22 protein-coding genes and 2 pseudogenes are annotated in these 22,936 nt (G+C 70.5%); 10 read left to right on the top strand and 14 right to left on the bottom strand.

Translation table 11 applies throughout. The annotated features are described in order from the left end of the window. Positions 1–183: 183 nt before the first annotated feature. The 3 genes from ABT063_RS41610 to ABT063_RS41600 all read right to left on the bottom strand — a co-directional run bounded on the left by ABT063_RS41610 (position 184) and on the right by ABT063_RS41600 (position 3,215). Positions 184–1,482, bottom strand: a complete 1,299-nt coding sequence (locus ABT063_RS41610; protein WP_351066146.1) for a PucR family transcriptional regulator — start codon at positions 1,480–1,482, stop codon at positions 184–186. A gap of 10 nt (positions 1,483–1,492) precedes the next feature. Continuing rightward, on the bottom strand, positions 1,493–1,957 hold the full coding sequence (locus ABT063_RS41605) for a flavin reductase family protein (protein ID WP_351066145.1): 465 nt from the start codon (positions 1,955–1,957) through the stop codon (positions 1,493–1,495). Between the two features lie 70 nt (positions 1,958–2,027). Further along, positions 2,028–3,215 (bottom strand): PucR family transcriptional regulator, encoded by a 1,188-nt coding sequence (locus ABT063_RS41600; protein ID WP_351066144.1) that lies wholly within the window; start codon positions 3,213–3,215, stop codon positions 2,028–2,030. A 289-nt stretch (positions 3,216–3,504) separates the two neighbouring features. On the opposite strand from ABT063_RS41600, the gene ABT063_RS41595 reads away from it, so the two are divergent. From ABT063_RS41595 to ABT063_RS41570, 6 genes and pseudogenes are all read left to right on the top strand, one after another. Continuing rightward, positions 3,505–4,707 (top strand): acyl-CoA dehydrogenase family protein, encoded by a 1,203-nt coding sequence (locus tag ABT063_RS41595; protein WP_351066143.1) that lies wholly within the window; start codon positions 3,505–3,507, stop codon positions 4,705–4,707. A 43-nt stretch (positions 4,708–4,750) separates the two neighbouring features. After that, the gene (locus ABT063_RS41590) at positions 4,751–5,329 is read left to right on the top strand and encodes a VOC family protein (RefSeq protein ID WP_351066142.1); all 579 of its coding nucleotides are present in this window, start codon (positions 4,751–4,753) and stop codon (positions 5,327–5,329) included. A gap of 177 nt (positions 5,330–5,506) precedes the next feature. Beyond that, positions 5,507–6,656, top strand: a pseudogene (locus ABT063_RS41585) (VOC family protein). After that, entirely contained in the window at positions 6,653–7,624 is a 972-nt protein-coding gene (locus ABT063_RS41580; RefSeq protein ID WP_351066141.1) for a fumarylacetoacetate hydrolase family protein, read from the top strand. Before ABT063_RS41585 ends, ABT063_RS41580 begins: the two are co-directional and overlap by 4 nt. A gap of 51 nt (positions 7,625–7,675) precedes the next feature. Next, complete coding sequence (locus ABT063_RS41575; protein ID WP_351066140.1) at positions 7,676–9,715, top strand: acetoacetate--CoA ligase; 2,040 nt, start codon at positions 7,676–7,678, stop codon at positions 9,713–9,715. A gap of 76 nt (positions 9,716–9,791) precedes the next feature. Further along, on the top strand, positions 9,792–10,514 hold the full coding sequence (locus ABT063_RS41570; protein ID WP_351066139.1) for an amidohydrolase family protein: 723 nt from the start codon (positions 9,792–9,794) through the stop codon (positions 10,512–10,514). On the opposite strand, the gene ABT063_RS41565 is transcribed toward ABT063_RS41570, so the two are convergent. The 10 genes from ABT063_RS41565 to ABT063_RS41520 form a co-directional block, all read right to left on the bottom strand. Continuing rightward, positions 10,405–10,896 carry a GIY-YIG nuclease family protein gene (locus ABT063_RS41565; protein ID WP_351066138.1) on the bottom strand — a complete coding sequence of 164 codons (492 nt, stop codon included), beginning with the start codon at positions 10,894–10,896 and terminating at the stop codon, positions 10,405–10,407. The genes ABT063_RS41570 and ABT063_RS41565 overlap by 110 nt on opposite strands. Before the next feature lie 277 nt (positions 10,897–11,173). Continuing rightward, entirely contained in the window at positions 11,174–11,377 is a 204-nt protein-coding gene (locus ABT063_RS41560; protein ID WP_020120296.1) for a cold-shock protein, read from the bottom strand. Between the two features lie 581 nt (positions 11,378–11,958). Continuing rightward, positions 11,959–12,333, bottom strand: coding sequence for an ArsR/SmtB family transcription factor (locus ABT063_RS41555; RefSeq protein WP_502990994.1), 375 nt, complete (start codon positions 12,331–12,333; stop codon positions 11,959–11,961). After that, entirely contained in the window at positions 12,320–12,757 is a 438-nt protein-coding gene (locus tag ABT063_RS41550; RefSeq protein WP_502990993.1) for a (2Fe-2S) ferredoxin domain-containing protein, read from the bottom strand. Before ABT063_RS41550 ends, ABT063_RS41555 begins: the two co-directional genes overlap by 14 nt. After that, positions 12,754–13,788 (bottom strand): WD40 repeat domain-containing protein, encoded by a 1,035-nt coding sequence (locus ABT063_RS41545; protein WP_351066137.1) that lies wholly within the window; start codon positions 13,786–13,788, stop codon positions 12,754–12,756. Before ABT063_RS41545 ends, ABT063_RS41550 begins: the two co-directional genes overlap by 4 nt. Further along, the gene (locus ABT063_RS41540) at positions 13,785–14,798 is read right to left on the bottom strand and encodes a CobW family GTP-binding protein (protein ID WP_351066136.1); all 1,014 of its coding nucleotides are present in this window, start codon (positions 14,796–14,798) and stop codon (positions 13,785–13,787) included. The genes ABT063_RS41545 and ABT063_RS41540 overlap by 4 nt, the downstream gene beginning before the upstream one ends. Beyond that, positions 14,795–15,085 (bottom strand): hypothetical protein, encoded by a 291-nt coding sequence (locus ABT063_RS41535; protein WP_351066135.1) that lies wholly within the window; start codon positions 15,083–15,085, stop codon positions 14,795–14,797. The genes ABT063_RS41540 and ABT063_RS41535 overlap by 4 nt, the downstream gene beginning before the upstream one ends. Before the next feature lie 13 nt (positions 15,086–15,098). Beyond that, positions 15,099–15,509 (bottom strand): Fur family transcriptional regulator, encoded by a 411-nt coding sequence (locus ABT063_RS41530; RefSeq protein WP_351066134.1) that lies wholly within the window; start codon positions 15,507–15,509, stop codon positions 15,099–15,101. A gap of 248 nt (positions 15,510–15,757) precedes the next feature. Continuing rightward, complete coding sequence (locus ABT063_RS41525; protein WP_351066133.1) at positions 15,758–18,013, bottom strand: heavy metal translocating P-type ATPase; 2,256 nt, start codon at positions 18,011–18,013, stop codon at positions 15,758–15,760. Positions 18,014–18,025: 12 nt separating this feature from the next. Then, complete coding sequence (locus tag ABT063_RS41520; RefSeq protein ID WP_351066132.1) at positions 18,026–18,340, bottom strand: DUF1490 family protein; 315 nt, start codon at positions 18,338–18,340, stop codon at positions 18,026–18,028. A 260-nt stretch (positions 18,341–18,600) separates the two neighbouring features. Between ABT063_RS41520 and ABT063_RS41515 the strand changes: the two genes are divergently transcribed. The 4 genes from ABT063_RS41515 (at position 18,601) to ABT063_RS41500 (ending at position 22,149) form a co-directional block, all read left to right on the top strand. Then, positions 18,601–19,542: a metal ABC transporter solute-binding protein, Zn/Mn family gene (locus tag ABT063_RS41515; RefSeq protein WP_351066131.1), complete on the top strand. Its 942-nt coding sequence runs from the start codon at positions 18,601–18,603 to the stop codon at positions 19,540–19,542. A gap of 11 nt (positions 19,543–19,553) precedes the next feature. Next, on the top strand, positions 19,554–20,420 hold the full coding sequence (locus ABT063_RS41510; RefSeq protein ID WP_351066130.1) for a metal ABC transporter ATP-binding protein: 867 nt from the start codon (positions 19,554–19,556) through the stop codon (positions 20,418–20,420). Next, on the top strand, positions 20,417–21,298 hold the full coding sequence (locus tag ABT063_RS41505) for a metal ABC transporter permease (protein WP_351066129.1): 882 nt from the start codon (positions 20,417–20,419) through the stop codon (positions 21,296–21,298). The genes ABT063_RS41510 and ABT063_RS41505 overlap by 4 nt, the downstream gene beginning before the upstream one ends. 605 nt (positions 21,299–21,903) lie before the next feature. After that, positions 21,904–22,149 carry a hypothetical protein gene (locus ABT063_RS41500; RefSeq protein WP_351066170.1) on the top strand — a complete coding sequence of 82 codons (246 nt, stop codon included), beginning with the start codon at positions 21,904–21,906 and terminating at the stop codon, positions 22,147–22,149. Between the two features lie 369 nt (positions 22,150–22,518). Here the strand turns inward: ABT063_RS41500 and ABT063_RS52435 are convergent. After that, a pseudogene (locus tag ABT063_RS52435) lies at positions 22,519–22,785 on the bottom strand (ATP-binding protein); the annotation flags it as partial. Positions 22,786–22,936: the final 151 nt, after the last annotated feature.

Genomic DNA, 22,936 nt, shown 5'->3' with positions numbered 1-22,936 from the left:
CGGGTGAGCACTTCGTCGGCGGGTGGCCCTTCCGGTGGGGGGAACTTCCGCGGCCCAAGAAGGAGTACCGGCCCCGAACCACCCCGACGAACCCCTTCCTCTCCACCCAGGTCTTCGGAGCAGCCAGGCGCTACCTGCTCGACCGAGACCTACGGGTCCCGGACACCGCCGAACGGTCCAAAGTCAGCGGTCGGGTTCGGGGTCGCGGTCCAGGGTGCCGGCGATCTCCAGTGCGAGGCGCAGCTCCATCGGGTCGCCGATCGGGTGGCCCAGCAGTTCCTCGGCCCTGTGGACACGGTAGGTGACGGTGTTGCGGGCGATGTGGAGCTGTTCGGCGGCGGTCTGGGGACTGCGTTCGCAGGCCAGGTAGACGCGCAGGGTCTCGCGGAGGTCCCGGGTGCGCGGGTCGTCGGCGAGCAACGACCCGAGCACGTCCTCGGCGTACCACCGGGCCTGCTCGTCGTCAGCGGTGGCCAGGGCCAGGGTCCGTACATCGGCGTAGTCGTACCACCTCGTCCGGGTCGCCGTGGCGACGCGTTCGGCTTCTCGCGCGCCGAAGTGGCTGCGGCGCAGTCCGCCGGGTCCGAAGGCCACGGGTCCGACCGCCACTCTCGTCCCGGGCGGGGGTCGCAACCGCCGCGCGGGACTGCCCTGGGCGGGCTTGGCCCGCCAGCCTGCCCAGGCCCACACCCGGCCGGGGACGACGGACAGGCTGAGCCATCCGTCGGCTGCCTGCGCACGGGACAGGTCTTCGGCGCAGCGTTGCAGGTCGCCGGTGGTGTGCCGGTCGTCGGCCGTCACCACGAACGCCTGGTGGTGGCGGGCCAGTTCGTACCCCAGCGTGGCAGAGGCGGAATCGGTGGGAACATTTCTGCCGGCCAGCAGATCGTCGATGATCCGGCGCCGTTCGGCCTCCCGGCCGGCCTCCCAACGGGCCCGCTCGGCCAGGTACTCCTCGGCAAGGCGGCTTGCGTGGGCGTCGGCGTAGGCGAACAGCAGGTCGCTGACCCGATGGTTCTCCTCGCGGCGGACCGGATCGGGCCGGCCGTCGATGACGGCGATGAGCGCCTGGTGCAGGTGGGCGTGACCGATGCGCACCCCGCGCAGCACCCGGTCCAGGGGAATGCCGCGGCGCGCGAACTCCTGGCCGGCTGCGGCGGCTTCCTCGGTGATCGCCCCGGCGGCCGCCGCGGCCGACGGCGGGACGTCCTCCAGCAGACCGCGCAGTGCCAGCAGAACGGCGGATTCGACCGAGGACCGCAGCGTGGCGAACGGAGCAGGGCCCCCGCCGTGCTCGGGCACCCGAGCGATGATCTCCTCGGTCATCTCCAGCGCGGCTTGAACGGCCCAGGCGACCGGTCCGGCGCCCAGCAGCGCCCTGGCGACTGCGACGGTGACCGCCGAACCGGCCGGCTCGGGGGTTTCGCGCGGTGTGCCGGGCGGGGCCAGAGCCAGGATCCAGCCGCGGGGGTTTTCGCTCATACGACCAGTCTTAGCAGGGGAGACCCGCCAGCTCACCGCGGAAGAAGACCAACGGCCTGGCGTCGTGGACCGCCCGCGCGTGCTGGACCAGGCCCGCCACGGCGACGTGGTCGCCGACCTCGTGGACGGTGTACAGCTCGCAGTCCATCCAGGCCAGGACACCGTCCAGCAACGGAGATCCCAGCGGGCTGGGCGCCCAGTCCCGGCCTGCGAACCGGTCGGCGTCCCGAGCGGCGAACGAGGCGGCGATCTGCGGCTGCCGCGCCGACAGGACGTTCACGCAGAACCGGCCCGCGTCCTGGATACGCGGCCAGGTGGTGGAGGACTTCCCGACGAAGAACGACACCAGCGGCGGGTCCAGGGATGCCGAGGTGAACGACCCGACGGTCAGCCCGACCGGGAGAACGCCGTGCAGGGCGGTGACGACGGCGACACTGGACGGCACATGCCGCATGACCTCTCGCAATGGGCTCATGGCACCACCTTGCGCGGCCGGTGGCCGGCTCCGCTTGGTTCCCGGGCATCAACCGGCGCCGGTGTTTTGGTCACGGCACCAGGCCGGCCTTGACGTACATCTGCCGCATCGGGCCCGGATCCCTGTCCGCCTCACGCGGCCGGTCCGCGGAGCCGACCTCCGACGCGCCGGGAAACCGGAGGATCTCCAGAGCGAGCTGTGTTTCCAGCGTGGCCATGGAACCGGTCGATCCGAGGAGTTCTTCGGCCCGTTTGACACGGTAGGCGACGGTGTTACGGGCCACGCCCAGCTGCTGGGCGGTGGTCTTCAGGCTCCGGCCTGTCGCCAGGTAGCAGCGCAGAGTCTCGCGCAACCGGTGCGACCAGGGGTCCGGGGCGGCCAGCGGGCCCAGTGTCTCCCGCAGGTACCAGCGTGCCTGCTCGGCGTCGGCCGTCAGCAGGCACGCGGTCCGTATCCGCGTGTACTCGCACACGCCCGGGGCCGTCGGCATCGCCGCGGCGATCCGCGCGGCGTGCCGCGCGCTCAGGTGGCTGCGCCGCAGCCCCGCCAGGCCGAACGACGGGGGGCCGGCCACGGCGCGCCACCCGTCCGGCAGGCTCGGTGGCCACAGCAGCCGGTGCGGGCGGGCGCTCAAACCGATCCATAGCCACACATCCGTGGCATGCCCTGCCATCTGCAGCAGCGACTGGCCTCCGGACGCAGCCAGCAGTTCGGCGACCGGCGGGTCCGGACCCGGACCGGTGTCGGGGGGGCTCTCCCGCCACAGGATCAGGGCGACATGGTGCCGGTCCACCGCGTAGTCCAGGGTGTGTTCGGCGGCCCCCGGGTCGCTCTGCTCACCGGAGACGACCGCCTCGACCATGCGCCGGCGTGCGGACTCCTCGCTGGACTCCCACCGGGCCCGCTCGGCGACGTATGCCTCCGCCAGCTGCCCCGACAGACGATCGGCCTGCTCGAACAGCGCCTCGACGGCCGTTGCGGGCAGCTGGCCGTCGGGGGCGGCATCACGCAGAGCACGGTGCAGGAAGGCGTGTCCCAGCCGGATCCCGCGCAGCACCCGTTCCAGCGGGATGCCGCGGCGGACGCAGTCCCGAACCGTGTCCACGCCGTCGCGGGGCCCGCCCTGGGGAGCACGGTCGTCGCCCACCAGAGCGCAGAGCGAGGTCAGCACCAGTGCTTCGGCGTCCCGGTGCAGCGTCGCGAACGGTGCCGGTCCGACCCCGGGTTCAGGGACGCTGCTGATGATGTGCCCGGTCATGGCCCGAGCGGTGGCGATCGCCCACCGCGCCGGGCCATGACCGAGCGATCTTCGAGCCGACGCGAACGTGGCGGTGTCACAGCACGGATCCGCCGACCGCGGACCGTCCAGGTTCCTGATCCAGGAAACGTCCATCACGTCATTCCACCACCGCGAAGGCACCGGCGGAGAGAACACCCGGCGCAACTCCTGACCCCGACTTTGGGCCCCGGGACCAAGCGAGACGACCGCGGCAGCCAGTGAAATCGGCTGAACGCCCTGCAAGGGGAACGCTTCAAGGAGGCATCCCATGACCGTCCCCGGTGATTTCCCGCTGGACTGCAGCCCGTCCATCGACGCCGACCTGGTCCGGCGCGCCCGGGACCTGGGTCCGCTGATCGAAGCGAACACGGCCGCGGCCGAACTCCAGCGGCGGCTGCCGGAGTCGACCGTCGCCGCCCTCACCGAGGCCGGCCTGTTCAAGCTGACCGTGCCGCGCCGCTACGGCGGCCACCAGGCCAACTTCGCCACCTTCCTGGCCGTCAACGCCCAGCTCGCCCGTGCCTGCGGATCGACCGCATGGGTGTCCAGTCTGATCAACATCTGCAACTGGGCCGTGGGCATCGCTCCCGACCGGGTGCGTGACGATGTCTTCGGCGCCGACCCCGACGCCCGGATCTGCGGTGTCCTGGCCCCCAGCGGCACCGCGACGCGCACCGGTGACGGCTACACCGTCACCGGTTCCTGGGGTTTCGCCTCCGGCAGCCTCCATGCCACCTGGGCGACGCTGGGCGTACAGGTCACCGACGAGGACGGCCAGATCGTCGAGTTCGGCAATGTCGTGATCCCGATGGACACCCTCACGATCAAGGACACCTGGCACGTCACCGGCATGCGCGGCACCGGCAGCAACACCCTCATCGCCCAGGACGTCTCCGTCCCCGCCCACCGCTGCATTCCGCTCGCTTTCGGCACCGACGTGCCCGACCACCACCCCGACGAGCCCCTCTACCGCTCCTCGACGGTCCCCTCGCTGGCCGTGATCCTGACCGGGCCCCAGCTCGGCCTCGCCCGCGCCGCCCTCGACCACACCCTGTCCACGATCGGCAAGCGCGGCATCTCCTACACCTTCTACGACCAGGCCGTTCAGGCGCCCTCCACACAGTTCCAGGTCGCCGAGGCCGCCGAACTCATCGACACCGCGGCCCTGCACGCCTTCCGCTCGGCCACCCAGATCGACCAGGCCGCCGCCGAAGGCCGGGCCCTCGACGTCACCGAACGGCTGCGGGTACGCATGGACACCGGCTACGCCATCACCCGCGCCCGCCAGGCCATAGACCTGCTGCTGGACGTCAACGGCGCCTCCAGCTTCGCCGAGTCCAACCCGCTGCAGCGCATCTGGCGCGACTCGGCCACCGCCGCCCGCCACGCCATCGCCAGCCCCACCATCAGCGCCGAAGCCTACGGACGGGCCCTGCTCGGCATCCAGGAGCAGATGACCCCCGTCGTCTGACCCCGGCAGCCGCTCCCTCCACCCACCAGATCAAGGAGCGACCATGGACCGCATTCGTCCCTCGAGCTTTGTTCACGTCGTCTACCGCACCCACCGCTTCGCTTCCATGCTGGACTGGTACCAGAAGGCATTCGGCGCCCGTATCCAGTTCCAGAACGAGACGCTGGCCTTCCTGACCTACGACGAGGAGCACCACCGCTTCGCCTTCGCGAATCTGGACATGTTCGACCCGGACGCCAAGGAGAAGAACCGCACCGGTCTGGTCGGGGTCGATCACGTCGCCTACACCTTCGCCTCGCTGCGCGACCTGCTGGAGAACTGGGAACAGCTGAGGGGGATGGGGATCGAGCCGTACTGGTGCCTGCATCACGGCATCACCATCTCGCTGTACTACGCCGATCCGGACGCCAACTGCATGGAGTTCCAGGTCGAGTGCTACGCGACCCCCGAAGAGGCCAACGCCTTCATGGCAGGCCCCGGATACGCCCAGAACCCCATCGGCGTCGAGTTCGACCCCGCGGACTGGCTCGCCTGCCTCCGCACCGGCACCCCGGACACCGCGTTCCTGGTCCGCCAGGTTCACGAGCCCGTATCCGAGATCCGCTTCCCGGCCCCGACCTGACACGCGAGCGGGTCCTTCGTCACGCCCGCCCTGGACCGGCCTGCCTGATCGTCCACGGGCCCTCCCGGCGCACACGGTCCTGCCACCGGACACAGCCGCCGGCCCTCTGCTCTCGTCCTGGCCTCGGCAAGAGAACGAGCAGTAGGTCGGCACCTCGCCCAACCGAAGGGCACCACCATGCTCAACCCCAGAACCACCCCGTCCGACCTGAAAACGGCCCATCAGGACCTCCACAGTGAGCAGGGCGCCCTGCGCGGCGAACACCCGGGGCGGGCCCGCAACCCGGTGATCAAGGTGGCCGACCTGGCGTGGCTGGAGTTCGAGAAGCCAGACCTGGACCGGGCGGAGGTGTTCGCCCGCGACTTCGGATTCGCGATCGCCGCTCGTACGCCGGATGCTCTCTGGCTGCGCGGCAGCTTCGCCGGCTCGCCGTGCATGGTGATCCGGCGCGGCCGCACCTCCCGCTTCATCGGCCCGGCGTTCCGGGCCGCGGGCGGAGCGTGCCGATCTCGACCGGCTGGCACGGGGCACCGGAACCACGGTGCGGGACACGGACGTCCCAGGCGGCGGCAAGGGCGTCGACCTGCTCGATCCCTCCGGCTTCCCGGTCCGGGTCGTGCAGGGCGCCGAGCAGGTGCCCGCACTGCCCGAGCAGCAGCCCCTCCTGCTCAACTTCGGCACGGATCACCGTCGGACGAACGCCACACAGCGCCCGCCTCGCGAGCCGTCCCGCATCCAGCGGCTGGGACACGTGGTGCTTCAAACGCGGGTGTTCGCCCGGGCACTGGACTGGTACCTGGACACGCTCGGGATGCTCGTGAGCGACTTCCTGTTCCTGGACGGGCAGCGCGAGCGCGGTCCGACGATGGCGTTCATCCGCTGCGACCAGGGTGGTACGGCCGTGGATCACCACACCCTGGCCATGCACCTCGGGCCCGGCACCAGCTATGTCCACTCCGCGTACCAGGTCACCGACCTCGACGCGGTCGCCGTCGGCGGCGAGTACCTGGCCGAGCGCGGCTACGAACGCAGCTGGGGGATCGGCCGGCACATCCAGGGCAGCCAGCTCTTCGACTACTGGCGTGACCCCGACCGCTTCATGCTGGAGCACTTCGCCGACGGCGACCTGTTCTCCTGCGACGTCGAGCCGGGCTGGGCGCCGATGTCGGCGAGCGGCCTCGCGCAGTGGGGCCCGCCGGTCACCCGGGACTTCCTCGGCGCGAATCCGTCCCCCGCCAGGATCCGGGAACTGCTGCACGCACTGCGCGGCGACAACGAACTCGACCCGGCTCGCCTGCTGGGCCTGATGAAAGCGATGACCTCATGAGCATCAATGTCCTGCGGACCGGTGGGGGCACCTCCGGCTCGGGCGAAGCCGGGAGCGAGGGAGGCTGGTGGGTGGTCCGCGAGGAGCGAGCCTTCCCCATCGACACCAAGGCGACCACCACTGCCGAACTGCTCGCCGACCGCGACGCCGTCCGGACCGCCGCCTCCGACGACCTCGGTACCCCGGTCGCCGACCTGACCGCGCTGTCCCCGGTCACCACCCCGTGCCGGGTCGTGGCACAAATGGTCAACTATCATAGCCACGCCCGCGATTCGGGCTTCACCGGCGACATCCCGCCGACCTTCTTCCGTAAGGCGTCCGGCTCGGTCAGCGGCCCGCACGACACGGTCGTCCGCCCCGCGCACGTGCAGCTCCTCGACTACGAGGTCGAACTCGGCCTGGTCATGGGCGCACCCCTGCCGGTGGGCACCGTGGTCACCGAGCGGGACCTGCCCTCGTACGTCGCCGGGCTCGTCCTCACCAACGACGTCAGCGCCCGCGACGTGCAACTGACCAAGACCCAGTTCTACGAGGGCAAGTCCTACCCGACCTTCACGCCCACCGGGCCCCACCTGGCCCTGCTGGAGCCGGACGACTTCGACCACCTCCTCGATCTGCGGCTGAGGTTGTCGGTCAACGGCGACCTGCGACAGGACCGCACGCTCGCCGACATGATCGTCCGTCCGGCACAGGCGCTGACCCTGCTCGCCCGCTTCCAGCACCTCGACGCCGGGGACCTGCTGCTGACCGGCACCCCGGCCGGCACGGCCCTGAAAGCCCCGCCCAAGCCCATCGAGATGATCGGCGCGCTGCTGCCGCCCGCGCTGAAGTGGAAGAGCTTTTTCCGCAGCGAGGCCCGCAACCCGCGCTATCTCCACGCCGGTGACGTGATCACGGCCACGATCGCCACGCCGGACGGACGGATCGACCTCGGCGCCCAACGCAACGCCGTCACCGACGCAAGGTAAGACACCCACCGAAGAGCCCACACCCACAGCCTTGTCAAGGAGCGCCGCGCGATGACCACCCCGCACACCACATCGTCTCCAGCCCCCTTCTGGAGCCCGGACCCGGAGTCGGCCGCGCGCAGTCGCATCGCGGACTTCGGCCGCTGGGCCGCCCGGCACCGGGGTGTCGAGGACACCTACGACCACATCGACTACGGGGCCCTGCACCGCTGGTCCGTCACCGACCTCGAAGGGTTCTGGAGCGCGGTATGGGAGTACTTCGGCGTCGAGTCGGCCACACCGTACGAGCGAGTGCTGGCCGAGGAGAAGATGCCCGGCGCCCGCTGGTTCACCGGCGCCACCCTCAACTACACCCACCACGCCCTGCGCCACCTGCGCGACGACGAGCCCGCGATCGTCGCCCTGGACGAGAACGGCTCCGGCTACGAAGTGACCGGTGGACGTTTGCGCGCCCAGGTCGCCGCCGTCGCCGCGACCCTGCGCGAGCTGGGCGTGGGGCAGGGCGACCGCGTGGTGGGCTACCTGCCCAACACCCCGCACGCCATCGTCGCGTTCCTGGCGGCCGCCAGCCTGGGCGCGGTGTGGTCGGTGTGCGGCCAGGACTACGCCCCCAAGGCCGCCGCCGACCGCTTCGCCCAGCTCGAACCCACCGTTCTGATCGCCGCCGACGGCTACCTTTTCAACGGCACCACACACGACCGCCGCGAGGCCGTTCGCGATCTGGCCCGCGCCCTGCCCACTCTGAAAGCCACGGTGCTCGTGGACCACGTGGGCCTGCCCTGGCCGCAGGACACCTACCCGTCGCTGGTCGTCCCGTGGGAGGAGGCCTCCACCCGCGCCGAGGAACTGCACTGCACCCCGGTGCCGTTCGACCATCCGCTGTGGGTCGTCTTCTCCTCCGGCACCACCGGCCTGCCCAAAGGCATCGTGCACGGCCACGGCGGAGTCCTGCTCGAACACCTCAAGACGCTCGGCCTGCACTCCGACCTCGGCCCCGGCGACCGACTGCTCTGGTACACCACCACCCACTGGATGATGTGGAACCTGGTCGCCTCCACCCTGCTGACCGGCTCCACCGCCTGCACCTACGACGGCAGCCCCGCCCCGCACGCCCGCCCCGACGTCCTGTGGGACCTGGCCGCCCGCCACCGCGTCACGGTCTTCGGCACCAGCCCCCAATACCTGCTGGGCATGGCCAAGTTCGGCATCGACCCGTCCGTCCACGACCTGTCGTCGATCCGCGCCGTCGGCTGCACCGGCTCCACGCTCCCGGCCTCCGCCTATCCCTGGGTCCGCGACCACGTCGGCACTCGCGTCCAGTTGGCCTCCACCAGCGGCGGCACCGATGTCGTCTCCGGCTTCGCCGGCAGCACCCCTACCACTCCCGTCTGGGCCGGCGAACTGTCCGCTCCTCACCTGGGCGTCGCCCTGGCCGCGTACGCCGCCGAGGGCCACCCGGTCCTCGACCAGGTCGGCGAACTCGTCGTCACCCGGCCCATGCCGTCCATGCCGCTGTACTTCTGGAACGACCCCGACGGCACCCGCTACCGCGAGGCGTACTTCTCCACCTACCCCGGCCTCTGGCGGCACGGCGACTGGATCACCCTCACCTCCCACGGCTCCGTCATCGTCCACGGCCGCTCCGACTCCACCCTCAACCGCAACGGCGTACGCCTGGGCAGCGCCGACATCCACGACGCCGTCGAACGCCTCCCCGAGATCACCGAAGCCCTCGTCATCGGCGCGGAAGAGCCCGACGGCGGCTACTGGATGCCGCTCTTCGTGGTCCTCGCCCACGGAGCCGAACTGGACGACACCCTGCGCGAGAAGATCCGCGAGACGATCCGCACCAGCGCCTCACCCCGCCACCTCCCCGACGAGATCCTGCGGGTGCCCGGCATCCCACACACCCGCACCGGCAAGAAACTCGAAGTCCCCGTCAAACGCCTCCTCCAGGGCACCCCCGTCGAACAGGTCCTCAACCCCACGGCCGTCGACAACCCCGACCTCATCACCCACTTCGCCCACCTGGGCGCCGAACGCCGCCACACCTTCCCCACGGCCACGTCCGGCAAGGAGAGCACCTCATGACACCGGACGGTGCAGCCCCGCTGCGCGAGGCCATCGACGTGCACGCCCACTTCATCACCCCCGCCTGCGGGCCGCGATGACGGCGGCCGGGCACGGCCGGCCCGACGGCATGCCCGGCATTCCCGACTGGAGCCCGGACGCGGCCCTGGCCACCATGGACAAGGCCGGCATCGCGGCCTCGCTGCTGTCGGTGTCCTCGCCCGGCGTCCACTTCGGCGACGACACCGCCGCACGGGAGCTGGCCAGGGCGGTCAACGAGGAAGGCGCGGCACTCGTCCGCTCCCACTCCCGGCGTTTCGGGCTCCTGGCCTCCCTCCCACTGCCCGATATGCCCGGTGCCCTGGAGGAAGTGCGGCACGCCTTCGACGACCTGGGCGCCGACGGCATCGTCCTCCTCACCCACTACGACGGCCGCCACCTCGGCGACTCGTTCTACGAGCCGCTGATGGCCGAACTCGACCGACGCGCCGCAGTTGTCTCCCTTCATCCGACCTCGCCGCCGTGCTGGGAGGCCACCAGCAACGGACTGCCGCGACCGATGCTGGAGTTCCCCTTCGAAACGGCCCGAGCGGTGACCGGCCTGATCGTGGGCGGCGTACTCGACCGGTACCCCGGCATCCGCTTCATCGTTCCGCACGCCGGAGCAGCCCTGCCCGCGCTCGCCGACCGCATCGCGGCGTTCGCACTCGTCACCGACGGCCCACCCGTCGACGTCCTCGGCGCGCTGCGCGGCCTGTACTACGACCTGGCCGGCTCTCCTTCTCCAGCGGGACCGGGTCGGGGTGCTCGCTCCACGTAAGGGTGAGGTGCTGGTGCATCCAGTGGGTGAGGCGCTGTTCGTCCTCGAGGATCAGGACGACGCGGTCGGTCCAGACGGTGCGGTAACTCTCGGTGGGCATGAGGAGTGCGGCCAAGGTCCGGCGCAGGGTGGACCGTCCGGAGTCCCTCAGGTGGTTCGAGACGACGCGGGACCGCAGCCGGCTGGCCTTGCCCAGGTAGAGCAGCCGCCGTCCGGCATTACCGGTATTGGCCGATCCGGGGAAGGAGGCCAGGACCTCGGGAGGCGCCCACCAGGCGTACACCCCGGCAGCCGTGGGCAGGGCGCTGGCCGCGGGCCCAAGGGTCTGGGGTGCGCAGAGCAGATCGGCTGTGGCCCGCTGAACGGTCGCGTCGTCGAGCATGGGCGCACCCTAGGCGCGACGGAGCGGATCTGTCACCGCCTGCGGCATCACCCCGCAGCTTGATCAGACAAGCGGCTCAGGGGGCGTGCTCACCTGCGGGTTCATCTCTCTGATGCGGGTAGCAGGCGTGGTGCTCGCATCTGCAGTGTTAGCGGGCCTGAGCCGTACCTGGCGACGGCCCAGGCTCGGCCTGGGACACCGGCCTGCTGTCCGGATACAGCAGGCGGAAAGGCCCGGCGGCCTCAGGTCGGTATGCCGGGCCTTGCCGCAGCGGCGATCAGACAGGGCGAATGTTCTCCGCCTGCGGGCCCTTCTGGCCCTGGGTGACGTCGAACTCGACCTTCTGGCCCTCCTGCAGCTCGCGGAAACCCTGGGCGGCGATGTTGGAGTAGTGGGCGAAGACGTCGGGGCCGCCGCCCTCCTGCTCGATGAAGCCGAAGCCCTTCTCGCTGTTGAACCACTTGACCGTGCCCTTGGCCATGACTGTCTCCTTCGAGGGAAACCGGGCCCGCACCCTGCGTGCCCGGGAGGTGATCGCCCTGGTCCGGAGAGGCGCTGAAACGCAAGAACGCCCGTGATGGCGATCACGGGCGAACGGGACTTCGGAACCACGACTGCTGGCTCACGACGCTACACCCGCGGGGTGGCAGCCGCTATCAAGACGGCGCCGGTGCCGGTGTGCTTCCAGGTATCGGCCGCCTCAGGCGGAACCTCACTGAATGCACACGGGACGGTCGCCTCGCGGCTGCCTGCTCACCGCCTTGCCCCGGAACTTCTCGCGGCTACCGTCCGGTGGCCGCCTCCAGCGCCGTCCTGACCGGACAGCCCTTGCCGCAGGACTGCGGCGCCACGGAGCATGCGTCGGCAACGTCGTCTTCGTCCACCTGTTCGGCGTGCGTCGCCTGCGCTACGCCCCCGTCGCGCTGCCCCAGGTCGACTCTGCCCAATTTAATGAAAACTGTTTTCAAGTGTGCGGTGCCTAGTCCCGTATGGCGCGCGTCAGTTGCCGCGCTGGAGCGATGCTGAGCGTCCCAGTCGCCAACCGGAGCACTCCGGGGTGGTTCAGTGGGGGTCGCGCAGGCCGAGGCGGAGGTGCTCGATGTGGTGGACGGCCTGGTCGAGGAGTTGGGCGACGTGGTCGTCGTAGAGGCGGTAGACGATGCGTCGGCCCTCGCGTTCTCCGGTGACCAGGCCGAGGGCGCGCAGGAGCCTCAGTTGGTGGGAGACGGCGGACTGTTCCATGCCGACGGCGGCTGCCAGGGCGCCGACCGGGTATGGGGCGTGCCGCAGGGTGGTGAGGATCCGCAGCCGGGAGGGTGTGGCCAGGGCCTGGAGGGTGGCGGCGACGGAGGTGGCGGTGGCCTCGTCGAGGCGGGCGGCTGCGAGGATGTCGCGGCCGCCCGTTCCTGCTCCGCTGTCGGGTTCAGCGGCGTGCACGGGTCCTCGTCTCGCGTGGTGGGCGGACGAACTGGAGCTTCAGGGCGGACGGGGGTTCGGCGAGGCCGGGTCCACCCGCGGTGACCCAGGCGATCAGATCGTCGGTGCAGTCGTCGTCCAGGGCGAAGCCGATCCAGGTGGCCCGGCCGCCGGCCCTGCGGCCGGCGGTGGAGGGCTGGACGACGATGACGTTGGCCTGGTCGCACGGGCCGAGACAGTCCGATGTGCGGACGGCGAGGCGGCCCGCGGAGTCGGCGGCCACCGCGCGCAGGCGGTCGAGTTGCCAGGCGTGGTCGGTGCCGGGGTACTTGCGTGGGTTGCCGCAGCAGCAGCCTCGGCACACGACCAGGGTGCACGGGCGGTCGGCCGCGCCGATCGTCACCGTACGGCCAGTGGTGGCGATCGGTGTCGTACGGCGGTTCACAGCGTCGTACGCGAGGGCAGGCCGTAGGCCCGGACGCGGCCGTCGCGGTGGGCGGTGATCAGCAGGTGCGGTCCGGCCCAGGCCAGCGCGCCGACTGCGGCGCCCGTGTCGTCCAGGGTGCGCACCGGTCGCAGCCGGTTGGCGGGCTGTCCGGCGGTGGCGTACCAGAGGGCGACCGTGCCGTCGTGGCCGCCGCTGGCGAGGTGTCCGGCGGGGCCGGGCCGCCAGGCCAGCGCGGTGATCGTCTCGTGGCAGCGCAGTTGGCGCGGTGCGGTGCCGGCCGGGCCCTTGCCGGAGAAGTCCCAGACCGTCAGGTCCGGCGCCCCGTCGGCGGCGAGCCAGAAGCCGGTGTCGTCGAAGGCGAGGCGGGAGACCTTCTCCGGGTAGCCGGACATGGTCAGTTCGCTGCCGTCGCGGGTGCGCCAGATGTGGATGGAGGCGTCTTGGTTGCCGCTGCAGATCCACTTCTCGGTCGGGGCGACCGCGAGCGCGAGGTGCGAGCCGATGTAGGGGTAGGTGACCACGGGCTGGGCGGTGTGGCGCTCGTGTCCGCGTACGGCCCCGTACGCGGCCACGGCCAGCCGTCGCCCCCGGCGCAGCCAGGCGAGGTCGGTGACGGTGGACGCGGCGGGCTCCGTACGCCACAACTCTTCGCCGTCCGCGTCGAGTACGAGCGCCATGCGTCCGGAGGCGACCGCGACCCGCTCGTCGTTGGCCCAGGCGGCGGAGGAGGACCAGGCGCCGGACTCGCGGACGACCGTTCGGCCGTCCGCGCGACGCCACAGCGCGTACCCCATGGGCCCGGTGACCGCCAAGTGCCGTGCTGTCGAGGACAGTTGGACCTTCAGGGCGCCGCTGGGCAGCTCGAGGTCGCCCATTTCGGCGCCCATGGCGGCATCGAGGACTCGTACCGTGCCCTCGGCTCCGGCGACGGCCACGAGGTCGCCGCGGGCGCTGAGGGCGACGGGTGCGTCGTCGATGGTGATCTCCCAGGCCACGGTCAGGGCCTGGTCGGGTGCGGTGATGTTCACGCGGCCGCTCCCGCGGTGGCCAGGCAGTCGGCGAAGCCACGCTCCAGCTCGTCTCGGTCGAGGTTGCGGCCGATGAAGACGAGCCGGTTGCGGCGCGGTTCGTCGGTCCGCCACTGGGCTCCTTCCTCGCCCATCAGCAGCATGTGGACGCCCTGGAAGACGTACCGCCTGCCCGAACCGGCGACGGCGAGGATGCCCTTGGAGCGGAAGATGTCGGCGCCCTTGGTGCGCAGCAGGTTGCCGAGCCAGGCGTTGAGGCGGGCATCGTCGACTTCGCCGTCGAGTTCGATGCCGACGGAGGTAACGGTGGTGTCGTGCTGGTGCTCGGTCTCGGTGAGGAAGGACGGGTCGTCCTTGAGGACCCGATCGAGGTCGAAGGCGCCGACGTCGAGGATCTTCTTCAGGTCGACCTCGGCGTTGCGGGCACGCAGGATCTGCACCGGCGCGTTGATCGCCTTCACCCGCGCCTCGACCTCGGTGAGGGTCGCCTCGTTTGCCAGGTCGGTCTTGTTGAGCACGATGCGGTCGGCGAAGGCGATCTGCTCGACCGCCTCGTTCTCCACGCCCTCGGGCTTGACCTCGTCCAGGTGCTGGAGGACGTGGGCGGCGTCGACGAGGGTGACGATGGCGTCCAGACGCAGCTGGGCGGCGATCTCGTCGTCCATGAAGAAGGTCTGCGCGACCGGCGCCGGGTCGGCCAGGCCGGTGGTTTCGATGAGGATGTGGTCGAACTTCTCGCGGCGGCGCATCAGGGCGCCGAGGATGCGGATGAGGTCTCCTCGGACGGTGCAGCAGATGCAGCCGTTGTTCATCTCGAAGATCTCTTCCTCGGCGTCGAGGACGAGGGCGTCGTCGATGCCGATCTCGCCGAACTCGTTCTCGATGACGGCGATGCGCATGCCGTGGTGTTCGGTGAGGATGCGGTTGAGCAGGGTTGTCTTGCCGGAGCCGAGGAAGCCGGTCAGGACGGTGACGGGGACGCGGCCGTCCACAGGGGTGGGCTGGGTCATGCGGGTCGGGCTCCTTCGGGTGCGGTGGTGAGCAGGGCGGCCTTGAGGTCGTCCTCGGTGATCTGCTCGGCGGGTTGGTGCAGGGTCCAGCGGCGGGCCGGCCCGTTCATGGGCAGGACGGCGACGACCGTCTCCAGGGGCGGGCAGCCCGGTTCGGTGCAGGCGAGCTGGCGGATCATGACGGCGGTGTCGTCGTCGAGGTCCAGCAGGGTGCGCACGGTCTCCTTCAGCTCGCGCAGGTGCGGGCTCGGTGCGGCGGGGTTTCCTGGTCCGTATCCCAGGGGCATGTCGGCGTTCTCCTCAATTGGTGGGCGGTTGGCAGCCGGCGCAGACGCCGGTGAGTTCGACGGTGTGCTCCACCGCGGCGAATCCGGAGTCGGAGGCGATCCGCCCGGCCCACTCCTCGACGACCTCGGAGTCAACCGGCCGGCTGTGGCCGCAGGCGCGGCAGATCAGGTAGTGGCGGTGGCCGGTGCCGGGCCGCCACCGGTACAGCCGTTCACCGGCGCCGGCTTGGACGACGTCGACCGCGTCTGCGGCCTCCAGGTTCCGCAGTCCTCGGTAGACGGTGGTCAGGCCGATCCGTGTGCCGTCGGCGGTCATGCGTGCGTGCAGATCCTGCGCGGAGACGAAGTCGCGGCAGTTCGCGAGCGCTGCCAGAAGGGCTGACCGCTGACGGGTGGGCCGCTGCTGGGTCGTCGGGTCGCTCACCCCAAGTTTCACCCCCTGGTGTCGAGCTTGATGAAAATGACATCCATAACCATATGAACGGTAGCTCATGTATGGGTAGGGGCGCCAGACGGTATGGCTTCGCGTTGCGGGGGAGGTGCGGCCCTCGTTGGTGCTTGTCACCGACGTTGGGCGGGCAGCTGTGGGGAAGGGTGGTGCCTTGAGTGAGGCAGCCAGGGCTTCGGCCTGCGTGTCCTGCGTATCGGGATGGACAGGCCGTCGGCGCCCGATCAGCGCACGCGCCGCTCTTCCAGCGGTGCGGCCCGCAGTCGTCCGGCGGCGTCGCTCGGCAGGTGCGGGGTGTGTCCTACGAGTCGGGCGGAGTTGCCGACCACGGCGATGCTGCTGGTGTTGTGGAGCAGGGCGGCCAGGACGGGGTTGATGGAGCCGCCGGCGCTCGCGATGAGGCCGGCGAGGTTGACGCCGATGGCGAGTGTGTAGTTCTGCCGTACGACGCGCAGGGTGTGCCGGCTGAGTTCGACGACGGCGGCGACATTACGCAGGTCGTTTCCGGCCAGGGCGATGTCGGCGGTCTCCAGCGCGACGTGGGAGGAGTGGGCGCCCATGACGATGCCGACGTCGGCGAGGGCCAGGGCGGGTGCGTCGTTGGTGCCGTCGCCGACCATGGCCACGCTGTGCCCCTCGGCCTGGAGGTCACGGATCAACTGGAGTTTGGCCTCGGGCAGCGCGTGGGCGTGGACCTCCGTGATGCCGAGGGCGTCGGCGACGGCCTGGGCGGTCTCGGGGGCGTCGCCGGTCAGCAGCACGATGCGGGTCACACCGAGTTCGGTCAGCTGGCGGACGACGGTGTCGGCTCCGCCGCGTACGGCGTCGGACAGGCCGAGCATGCCGATCAGCTTGTCCTCGTGCGCGAGGCAGATGACGGTCTCGCCGGCAGCGCGCAGCCGGCTCGTCCAATCCTGGGCGACCTCGGACAGCTCCATGCCGTGGCGGCGCAGCAGGGCGGGGCTGCCCACCAGCAGGCGGCTGCCGTCGAGTTCGGCGCGTACGCCCATGCCGAGGACGACCTCGCACGCTTGGTGGATGGGAATGTGCAGGTGCTGTTCCTCGGTGCGCCGGACGATGGCTTCGGCGAGCGGGTGCCGGGCGTGCAGTTCGCCGGATGCCGCGAGGCTCAGCACCTCGTCGGCGGTGACCGTCTCGTCGAGCGTGACCACGCTGGTGACCAGGGGGCGGCCGAGGGTCAGGGTGCCGGTCTTGTCGAAGACCACGGCGGTGACGCGGCCGATGCCTTCCAGGTGGGTGCCGCCCTTGATGAGGGTGCCCCTGCGGGCGCCGTTGCCGATGGCCGCGCTGATCGCGGTCGGGGTGGCCAGGCCCGCGGCGCAGGGGCAGGCGATCAGCAGCATGGTCATCGCCCGTCGGGCGTCCCGGGTCAGCACGTACGTGATCCCGGCGAGGGCGAACGAGACGGGCACGAAGCGGCGGGTGAAGGCGGCGGCGACGGTCTGGATCGGGGCCCGGTCGGCCTGCGCCTCCTCGACCCGGGAGATGATCCGCCCGACGACCGTGTCCTGTCCGACCGAGGTGGCCCGTACCGTCAGGGAGCCGGTGGAGACGAGAGTGCCCGCGTAGACCTCGCTGCCGGGCTGCACGTATACCGGGAGTGCCTCGCCGGTGATGGCCGCCTGGTCGACCAGTGCCTCACCGGTCTCGGCGGTGCCGTCGACGGGGATGCGGTGGTGTTCGTAGACCGCGATCACGTCCCCGGCCCTGACCTCCGTGAGATCGACCTCGATCTCGACGCCGTCGCGGACCAGCCAGACCCGCTCCTCGCCGATGGAGAGCAGTTCCTCGATGGCGCGCCGGGTCCGCCGCAGGGTGATGGCCTGCAGGAACTCGCCGATGTTGAGCAGCCACAGCACCATCAGCGCGACCACGTTCTCGCGCAGCACGAGCGAGATCACGGTCGCCGTCGTCACCAGCAGGTCAGTGCCGGCGTGGCGTCTGCCGCCGAGGGTGCGTGCGGCGCCGCGGAAGAACGGCAGCCCGGTGAAGACGGTGACCGCGCCGAGGAATCCGGCCGAACCCGCCGGGGCCCAAGGAGGCCGGCCGAGCAGTCGCCGCAGTCCCACCAGAGCGAGCACCGCACCGCCGACCACCAGCCGAGCGACCTCCCCCGTGGAGGAGTCGGGCACGGACCGGCTGGCTCTGGCGGGCACTCCCGGCGGCGGCGCCTCGGCGAGGGCGGCGACCAGTCGGTCGACGTCGACCAGGTCGGGCTTGATCCAGACGATCACAGCGCCGGTGCGCGGGAAGATGCGCAGCGCCCGGAAACCCGGCAGATCCGTGAACCGCTCATCGACGATCCCGGCACAGCCCGGCCGCGCCCGCAGCCATGGAACGAGCAGCCGTACGCGGCCCGCGGCGGCGGACCGCACCACCACGCCGGCGTCGGAGGCGGGACCGGGCGGGGAGCCGGTACCGGGAGCAGGTACGTCGCCGGGTGCGGACGGGCCGGACATGGCGACCGCCTCTCAGTGCTCGTGGTCGTGGTCGTGCGCCTCGACACCGACCGCCGAGGGCGGCGGGGCCTCCTCACCCATCTGCTCCCGGGCCTCCGCCAGCAGATCTCCTGCCCTCAGGCGGGCCTCCTCGGCAGCCTCTCCGAGCCATCGCCCCGTCGTGATGCCGCCGGCGATGCCGCTGACCAAAAGCCGACGGGCCGCGGGTTTCGCCTTGGGCGCGGCCTTGGCGGCTCCCCGCAGAACCAGTACGCCGGCGGTTCCGGACAGGGCGTAGTGCGTGATGCGGCCCACGACCGCACCCGCGAGAGCGGCGGGATGCATCATGCTCTCCTTCCGCGGAACGGCTTCGACCGTCTTCGACGCGGTAAGTCCATTCTCGCCCCGTGGCGAACATCGCGCACCAGTCGTTCTGAACCAAGCCTGTGGCCGCGCAGGCCGCGGCGACGCGCGTTAAGTTCTTGGTAAGGATTTCCATATCGGATGACCGGAAGATGTTCTTGACATCCGTTTCTATCTAGCGTGGTGCCGAAGCCGGGACAGGCTGAGCTCGGCGGACAACTCACCTTGTTGCGGAGGGATCCTCGATGCGTGCGTCCTCGTCCCGACGTCTGGCGCCGCTGATAACCGGCGCCTCCCTGGTCTTCCTGGCCGGGTGCGGTAACTCGTCCGACTCCGCAAGCGGCACCGATGCCTCGCAGAGCCCTGCTTCCGCGTCGGCCATCCCGGTGGTGGCCTCGACGAACGTCTACGGGGACATCGTCGAACAGATAGGCGCCGGGAAGGTGAAGGTCACGTCGATCATCAGTGACCCTGACCAGGACCCGCACTCCTACGAGGCCAACACGCAGAACCAGTTGGCACTGTCGAAGGCGAAGGTCGTCGTCGAAAACGGCGGCGGTTACGACGACTTCATCGACCGGATGCTGAAGAGCACCGACAACTCCTCCGCCGAGGTGATCAACGCGGTCAAGGTCTCCGGCAAGACCGCCCCGGCAGGCGGGGAGCTCAACGAGCACGTCTGGTACGACTTCCCCACCGTCGGCAAGGTGGCCGACAGTATCGCCGCCGCCCTGGGCAAGGCCGACCCCGACGATGCCGCCACCTTCACCAAGAACGCGGAAGACTTCAAGGCGAAACTGAAGCCGCTGGAGGCGAAGGAAGCGAAGATCAAGACCGACCACGGCGGCGAGGAAGTGGCCATCACCGAGCCCGTGCCGCTGTACATGGTCGAGGCGAGCGGGCTGAAGAACGCCACACCAGAGGAGTTCAGCGAGGCCATCGAGGAGGGCGACGACGTCTCCCCGAGGGCCCTGCAGGAGACGCTGGCGCTGTTCACCGGCAAGAAGGTCAAGGCGCTGGTCTACAACGAGCAGACCTCCGGTCCGCAGACGGAGAAGGTCGAGGAGGCGGCCAAGGGCGCCGGGATTCCCGTCGTTGCCGTGACCGAGACGCTGCCCGAGGGCAAGGACTACCTGGGCTGGATGACCGCCAATGTCGACGCGCTCGCGAGCGCGCTGGGCAAGTGAGGCGGACGGTCGTGGCCTCCTTGCCCCGGGCCCGCGAGGGCAGGACCGAGGACCGTGGCGCGGACGCTGCGGTGATCAGCCTGCGCGGGGCGGCCCTGGCCTACGGGGAGCGTGTGCTGTGGCGGGACCTCGATCTCGACGTGTGTCCCGGGGAGTTCCTGGCCGTGCTCGGACCGAACGGATCGGGCAAGACCAGCTTCGTCCGCGCTCTGCTGGGGCAGCGCCAGCTGTCCGCTGGCACGTTGACGGTCCTGGGCCGCCCGCCCCGCCACGGCAGCCGGCACATCGGCTACGTCCCGCAGCAGGCGACGCTGTCCGCGCACGCGATGCTGCGCGCCCGGGACCTGGTCCGCTTCGGCATCGACGGACACGGCTTCGGACCCCGACTGCGCACAGGCGCCGTACGCTGCCGGGTGGACGAGGTCCTCAAATCGGTCGGGGCAGCCGCATACGCGGACGTCCCCGTCGGCCTGCTCTCCGGCGGCGAACGGCAGCGCGTACGCATCGGGCAGGCGCTGGCCACAGACCCGCGGATCCTGCTCTGCGACGAGCCGCTGCTCTCCCTCGACCTGCACCACCAGCGGGCCGTCACGGAACTGGTAGATGCCCGGCGCCGTTCCCACAACACGGCGGTGGTCTTCGTGACCCACGAGATCAACCCCGTGCTGGGACTGGTGGACCGCGTGCTCTACTTCGCCCGCGGCAGTTACCGGGTCGGCACACCGGACGATGTGCTGACCTCCGAGGCGCTGTCGCAGCTGTACGGCACGCAGGTCGACGTCGTCCGCGTCCGGGACCGGATCACGGTCGTGGGCGTACCCGATGAGGTGGCCGAGCCGCCGCACCACCCTGAACTGCCGCACGGAGTACGGCCATGACCATCGCCGAGGGGATCTGGCAGCAGATCTTCAGCTTCGACAACTACGGCGAACTGCTCGCCCTGGTCCGCAACTCCCTCATCGCCGGGGCCGCGCTCGGCCTGGTCGGCGGTCTGGTGGGGGTCTTCGTGATCATGCGGGACCTGCCGTTCGCGGTGCACGGGACCAGCGAGCTGTCCTTCGCCGGCGCCTCGGCCGCGCTGCTGCTGGGCGTGAACATCGTGGGCGGCTCGATCGTCGGCTCGCTGATCGCGGCCGGGGCGATCGGCCTGCTCGGATCACGCGCCCGGGACCGCAACTCCGTGATCGGCACCCTCATGCCGTTCGGCCTCGGCCTTGGGGTGCTGTTTCTTGCCCTGTACAAGGGTCGGGCGGCCAACAAGTTCGGCATCCTCACCGGACAGATCGTCGCCGTAGACACCCCGCAGATGTCCTGGCTGCTGGGCACGTCGGCCGTGGTGCTCGTGGCGCTGGCGGTGATGTGGCGGCCGCTGGCGTTCGCCAGCGCCGACCCGGAGGTGGCCGAGGCACGGGGAGTTCCGGTCCGCGCGCTGTCGTTCGCCTTCATGATCGTGCTGGGGCTCGCGGTCGCGCTGTCCGTGCAGATCGTGGGGGCGCTGCTGGTCCTCACCCTCCTCGTCACCCCGGCGGCCGCCGCGGCCCGGATCACGGCCTCACCGGTGCTGCTGCCCGTCCTGAGCGTGGTCTTCGCGGTGGCCTCCATCGAGGGCGGAATCCTGCTGGCCCTGGGCAGCAGCATCCCCATCAGCCCCTACGTCACCACGATCTCGTTCACGATCTACATCGTCTGCCGACTGGTCGGCACTTACCGGACCCGGCAGTGGGGAGCCGGACGAACCGTTCCCGAGCCCGGCTGACCAACGTTTGCGCCTTCCCTCCTGGCGTCTGATCTCCCGCGTCAACAGCGAAGTTGTTGCTGAACGCGCATGGCGGCCCGCGCTGGAGGTGGTGACGCCACTCGCCGCCAGTGAACACGACATACAGCGCGTGTGCTTCCTCAGTCAGCATCCGGTCGGGTTCGCCTCCAGCTGCCCTGTGTCACGCCCGCCCGTTCCCGCCCCCGGACATCACCGCAATCTCATTGCCGTTTATGAAAACGATTATCGTCTTTTGTTGTGCCCGAGGGGGCATGAACATGACCCATGGGGTTTCTCTTGCGTACCCACAGACGCCTGCTGACCGTCACCGGCATCGCCGCCGCCGCGCTCGCCACGGCCGGCCGTTGGGCTTTCCTCCGCACCAGCCTTCGATGACGTCGGCCGGGCCGGCCACCTCGATGCCGGTGATGCCCACCGGTTGTCGGCGGTGCGCGGCGCTGAGGACAGCATGGCCTTGCGGCCAGTGGATAAGGCACGGCAGGAAGCGCCGGAAGGTTCATGAAAAAAGTGCGTCACCGTCATGGCGCCGCGCCCATGCGGTCACGCCTTGAGCAACACACAGCCGTGACTGACGTGCGACGGCGGTGCCCTGGGCAAACCCGGCCACTCCCGCACGGCCGCCGCCGCCGCCGCCGACCCGACCCGCGTCCCGGGCGTCGGCGACCGGCTGCGACTCGAGCGGTGCTGCGGTACCGCTTTACGGCGCGGCGCCGCTCTCCGCCAGTCAGCGCGCCTCGCTCGCCGTGGTACGCGACGCCACCGGCCGCCCCACCGGCATGGTGACGCTGGACGACCTGCTCGCCCGCTATCTTCAGCCGCAGGTGGCCTGACCTCCACCAGGCCGTGGTGGTCGGCGACGACGTCGAACCGAACGACATACTGCTTGGGGCGAGAGTGCTCGACGGCGGCCACGCCGACGTCGCTCTCAACGCCGAGACGGGTGCGCGACTTCCTCGTCGAGGGCGCCGAGCGTCTTCAGATACGCCGGGAAGCGACGTACGAGAAGAACGCCGCCCAGGCCGTTGCGTTGCGCAGATGGAACTGACGGCGTGCCGCTGGAACGCTCTCCAGTCCTTGGGCCGGGCGTCCACGGCCCCACGCAGCCGGGCCGGAGCGAGCGCGTTGTACAGCTCCAACTCCCCGGCGTCCCGGCCCTGCTCCTGGGCGCGTACAAACGAGGACTGCTCGCAGAGGGCGATCGGCGGAGTCGTCTCGACCATGGCATCGCGCGACAGGATCCGCGGATTGGTGCCCCGCAGATAGTCCTTGATCTCGCCGGTCCGGGCGCTGAGCGGCAGTGCGGTGAAGAACTCGCCCTCGTCGAGACCGAGCGCGTCGGCCAGGTGCTGGTTGATGTCGCCGTCGATGGCGAGGACCGGCGCGCCGGAGCGTGCCAGGTGACGGGAGAAGAGGACGGACAGGGTGGTCCAGCCGCTGCCGCCCTTGCCCACGAAGGCGATGCGCATGGCTAACGGCCACCGCTACTGGAAACGGATGTCAAGAGCACAGGTTGGCGAGGGGGTGGTGCGAGTGTCAAATGACGGGCCCGCCAACTGTCCCTCCGTTACCGAGAGTTGGGTCACCGAATCCGGTGAGGGTGTGCCGGTCGGCTTGGAG

The sequence above is a fragment of the Streptomyces sp. NPDC002838 genome (genome assembly GCF_040295365.1).
Lineage (GTDB): Bacteria > Actinomycetota > Actinomycetes > Streptomycetales > Streptomycetaceae > Streptomyces.
Note: the sequence above shows the minus strand (reverse complement) of the source record. Positions and strands in the feature narration are given on the sequence as shown.

Bases quoted from the DNA above. Each gene is read 5' to 3' on its own strand.
- ABT063_RS41525 (WP_351066133.1), bottom strand. From the start codon at position 18,013: ATGTCCGGCCCGTCCGCACCCGGCGACGTACCTGCTCCCGGTACCGGC.
- ABT063_RS41600 (WP_351066144.1), bottom strand. From the start codon at position 3,215: ATGACCGGGCACATCATCAGCAGCGTCCCTGAACCCGGGGTCGGACCG.
- ABT063_RS41570 (WP_351066139.1), top strand. From the start codon at position 9,792: ATGACGGCGGCCGGGCACGGCCGGCCCGACGGCATGCCCGGCATTCCC.
- ABT063_RS41580 (WP_351066141.1), top strand. From the start codon at position 6,653: ATGAGCATCAATGTCCTGCGGACCGGTGGGGGCACCTCCGGCTCGGGC.
- ABT063_RS41590 (WP_351066142.1), top strand. From the start codon at position 4,751: ATGGACCGCATTCGTCCCTCGAGCTTTGTTCACGTCGTCTACCGCACC.
- ABT063_RS41520 (WP_351066132.1), bottom strand. From the start codon at position 18,340: ATGATGCATCCCGCCGCTCTCGCGGGTGCGGTCGTGGGCCGCATCACG.
- ABT063_RS41565 (WP_351066138.1), bottom strand. From the start codon at position 10,896: ATGCTCGACGACGCGACCGTTCAGCGGGCCACAGCCGATCTGCTCTGC.
- ABT063_RS41605 (WP_351066145.1), bottom strand. From the start codon at position 1,957: ATGAGCCCATTGCGAGAGGTCATGCGGCATGTGCCGTCCAGTGTCGCC.
- ABT063_RS41575 (WP_351066140.1), top strand. From the start codon at position 7,676: ATGACCACCCCGCACACCACATCGTCTCCAGCCCCCTTCTGGAGCCCG.
- ABT063_RS41610 (WP_351066146.1), bottom strand. From the start codon at position 1,482: ATGAGCGAAAACCCCCGCGGCTGGATCCTGGCTCTGGCCCCGCCCGGC.
- ABT063_RS41560 (WP_020120296.1), bottom strand. From the start codon at position 11,377: ATGGCCAAGGGCACGGTCAAGTGGTTCAACAGCGAGAAGGGCTTCGGC.
- ABT063_RS41535 (WP_351066135.1), bottom strand. From the start codon at position 15,085: ATGCCCCTGGGATACGGACCAGGAAACCCCGCCGCACCGAGCCCGCAC.
- ABT063_RS41505 (WP_351066129.1), top strand. From the start codon at position 20,417: ATGACCATCGCCGAGGGGATCTGGCAGCAGATCTTCAGCTTCGACAAC.
- ABT063_RS41540 (WP_351066136.1), bottom strand. From the start codon at position 14,798: ATGACCCAGCCCACCCCTGTGGACGGCCGCGTCCCCGTCACCGTCCTG.
- ABT063_RS41595 (WP_351066143.1), top strand. From the start codon at position 3,505: ATGACCGTCCCCGGTGATTTCCCGCTGGACTGCAGCCCGTCCATCGAC.
- ABT063_RS41515 (WP_351066131.1), top strand. From the start codon at position 18,601: ATGCGTGCGTCCTCGTCCCGACGTCTGGCGCCGCTGATAACCGGCGCC.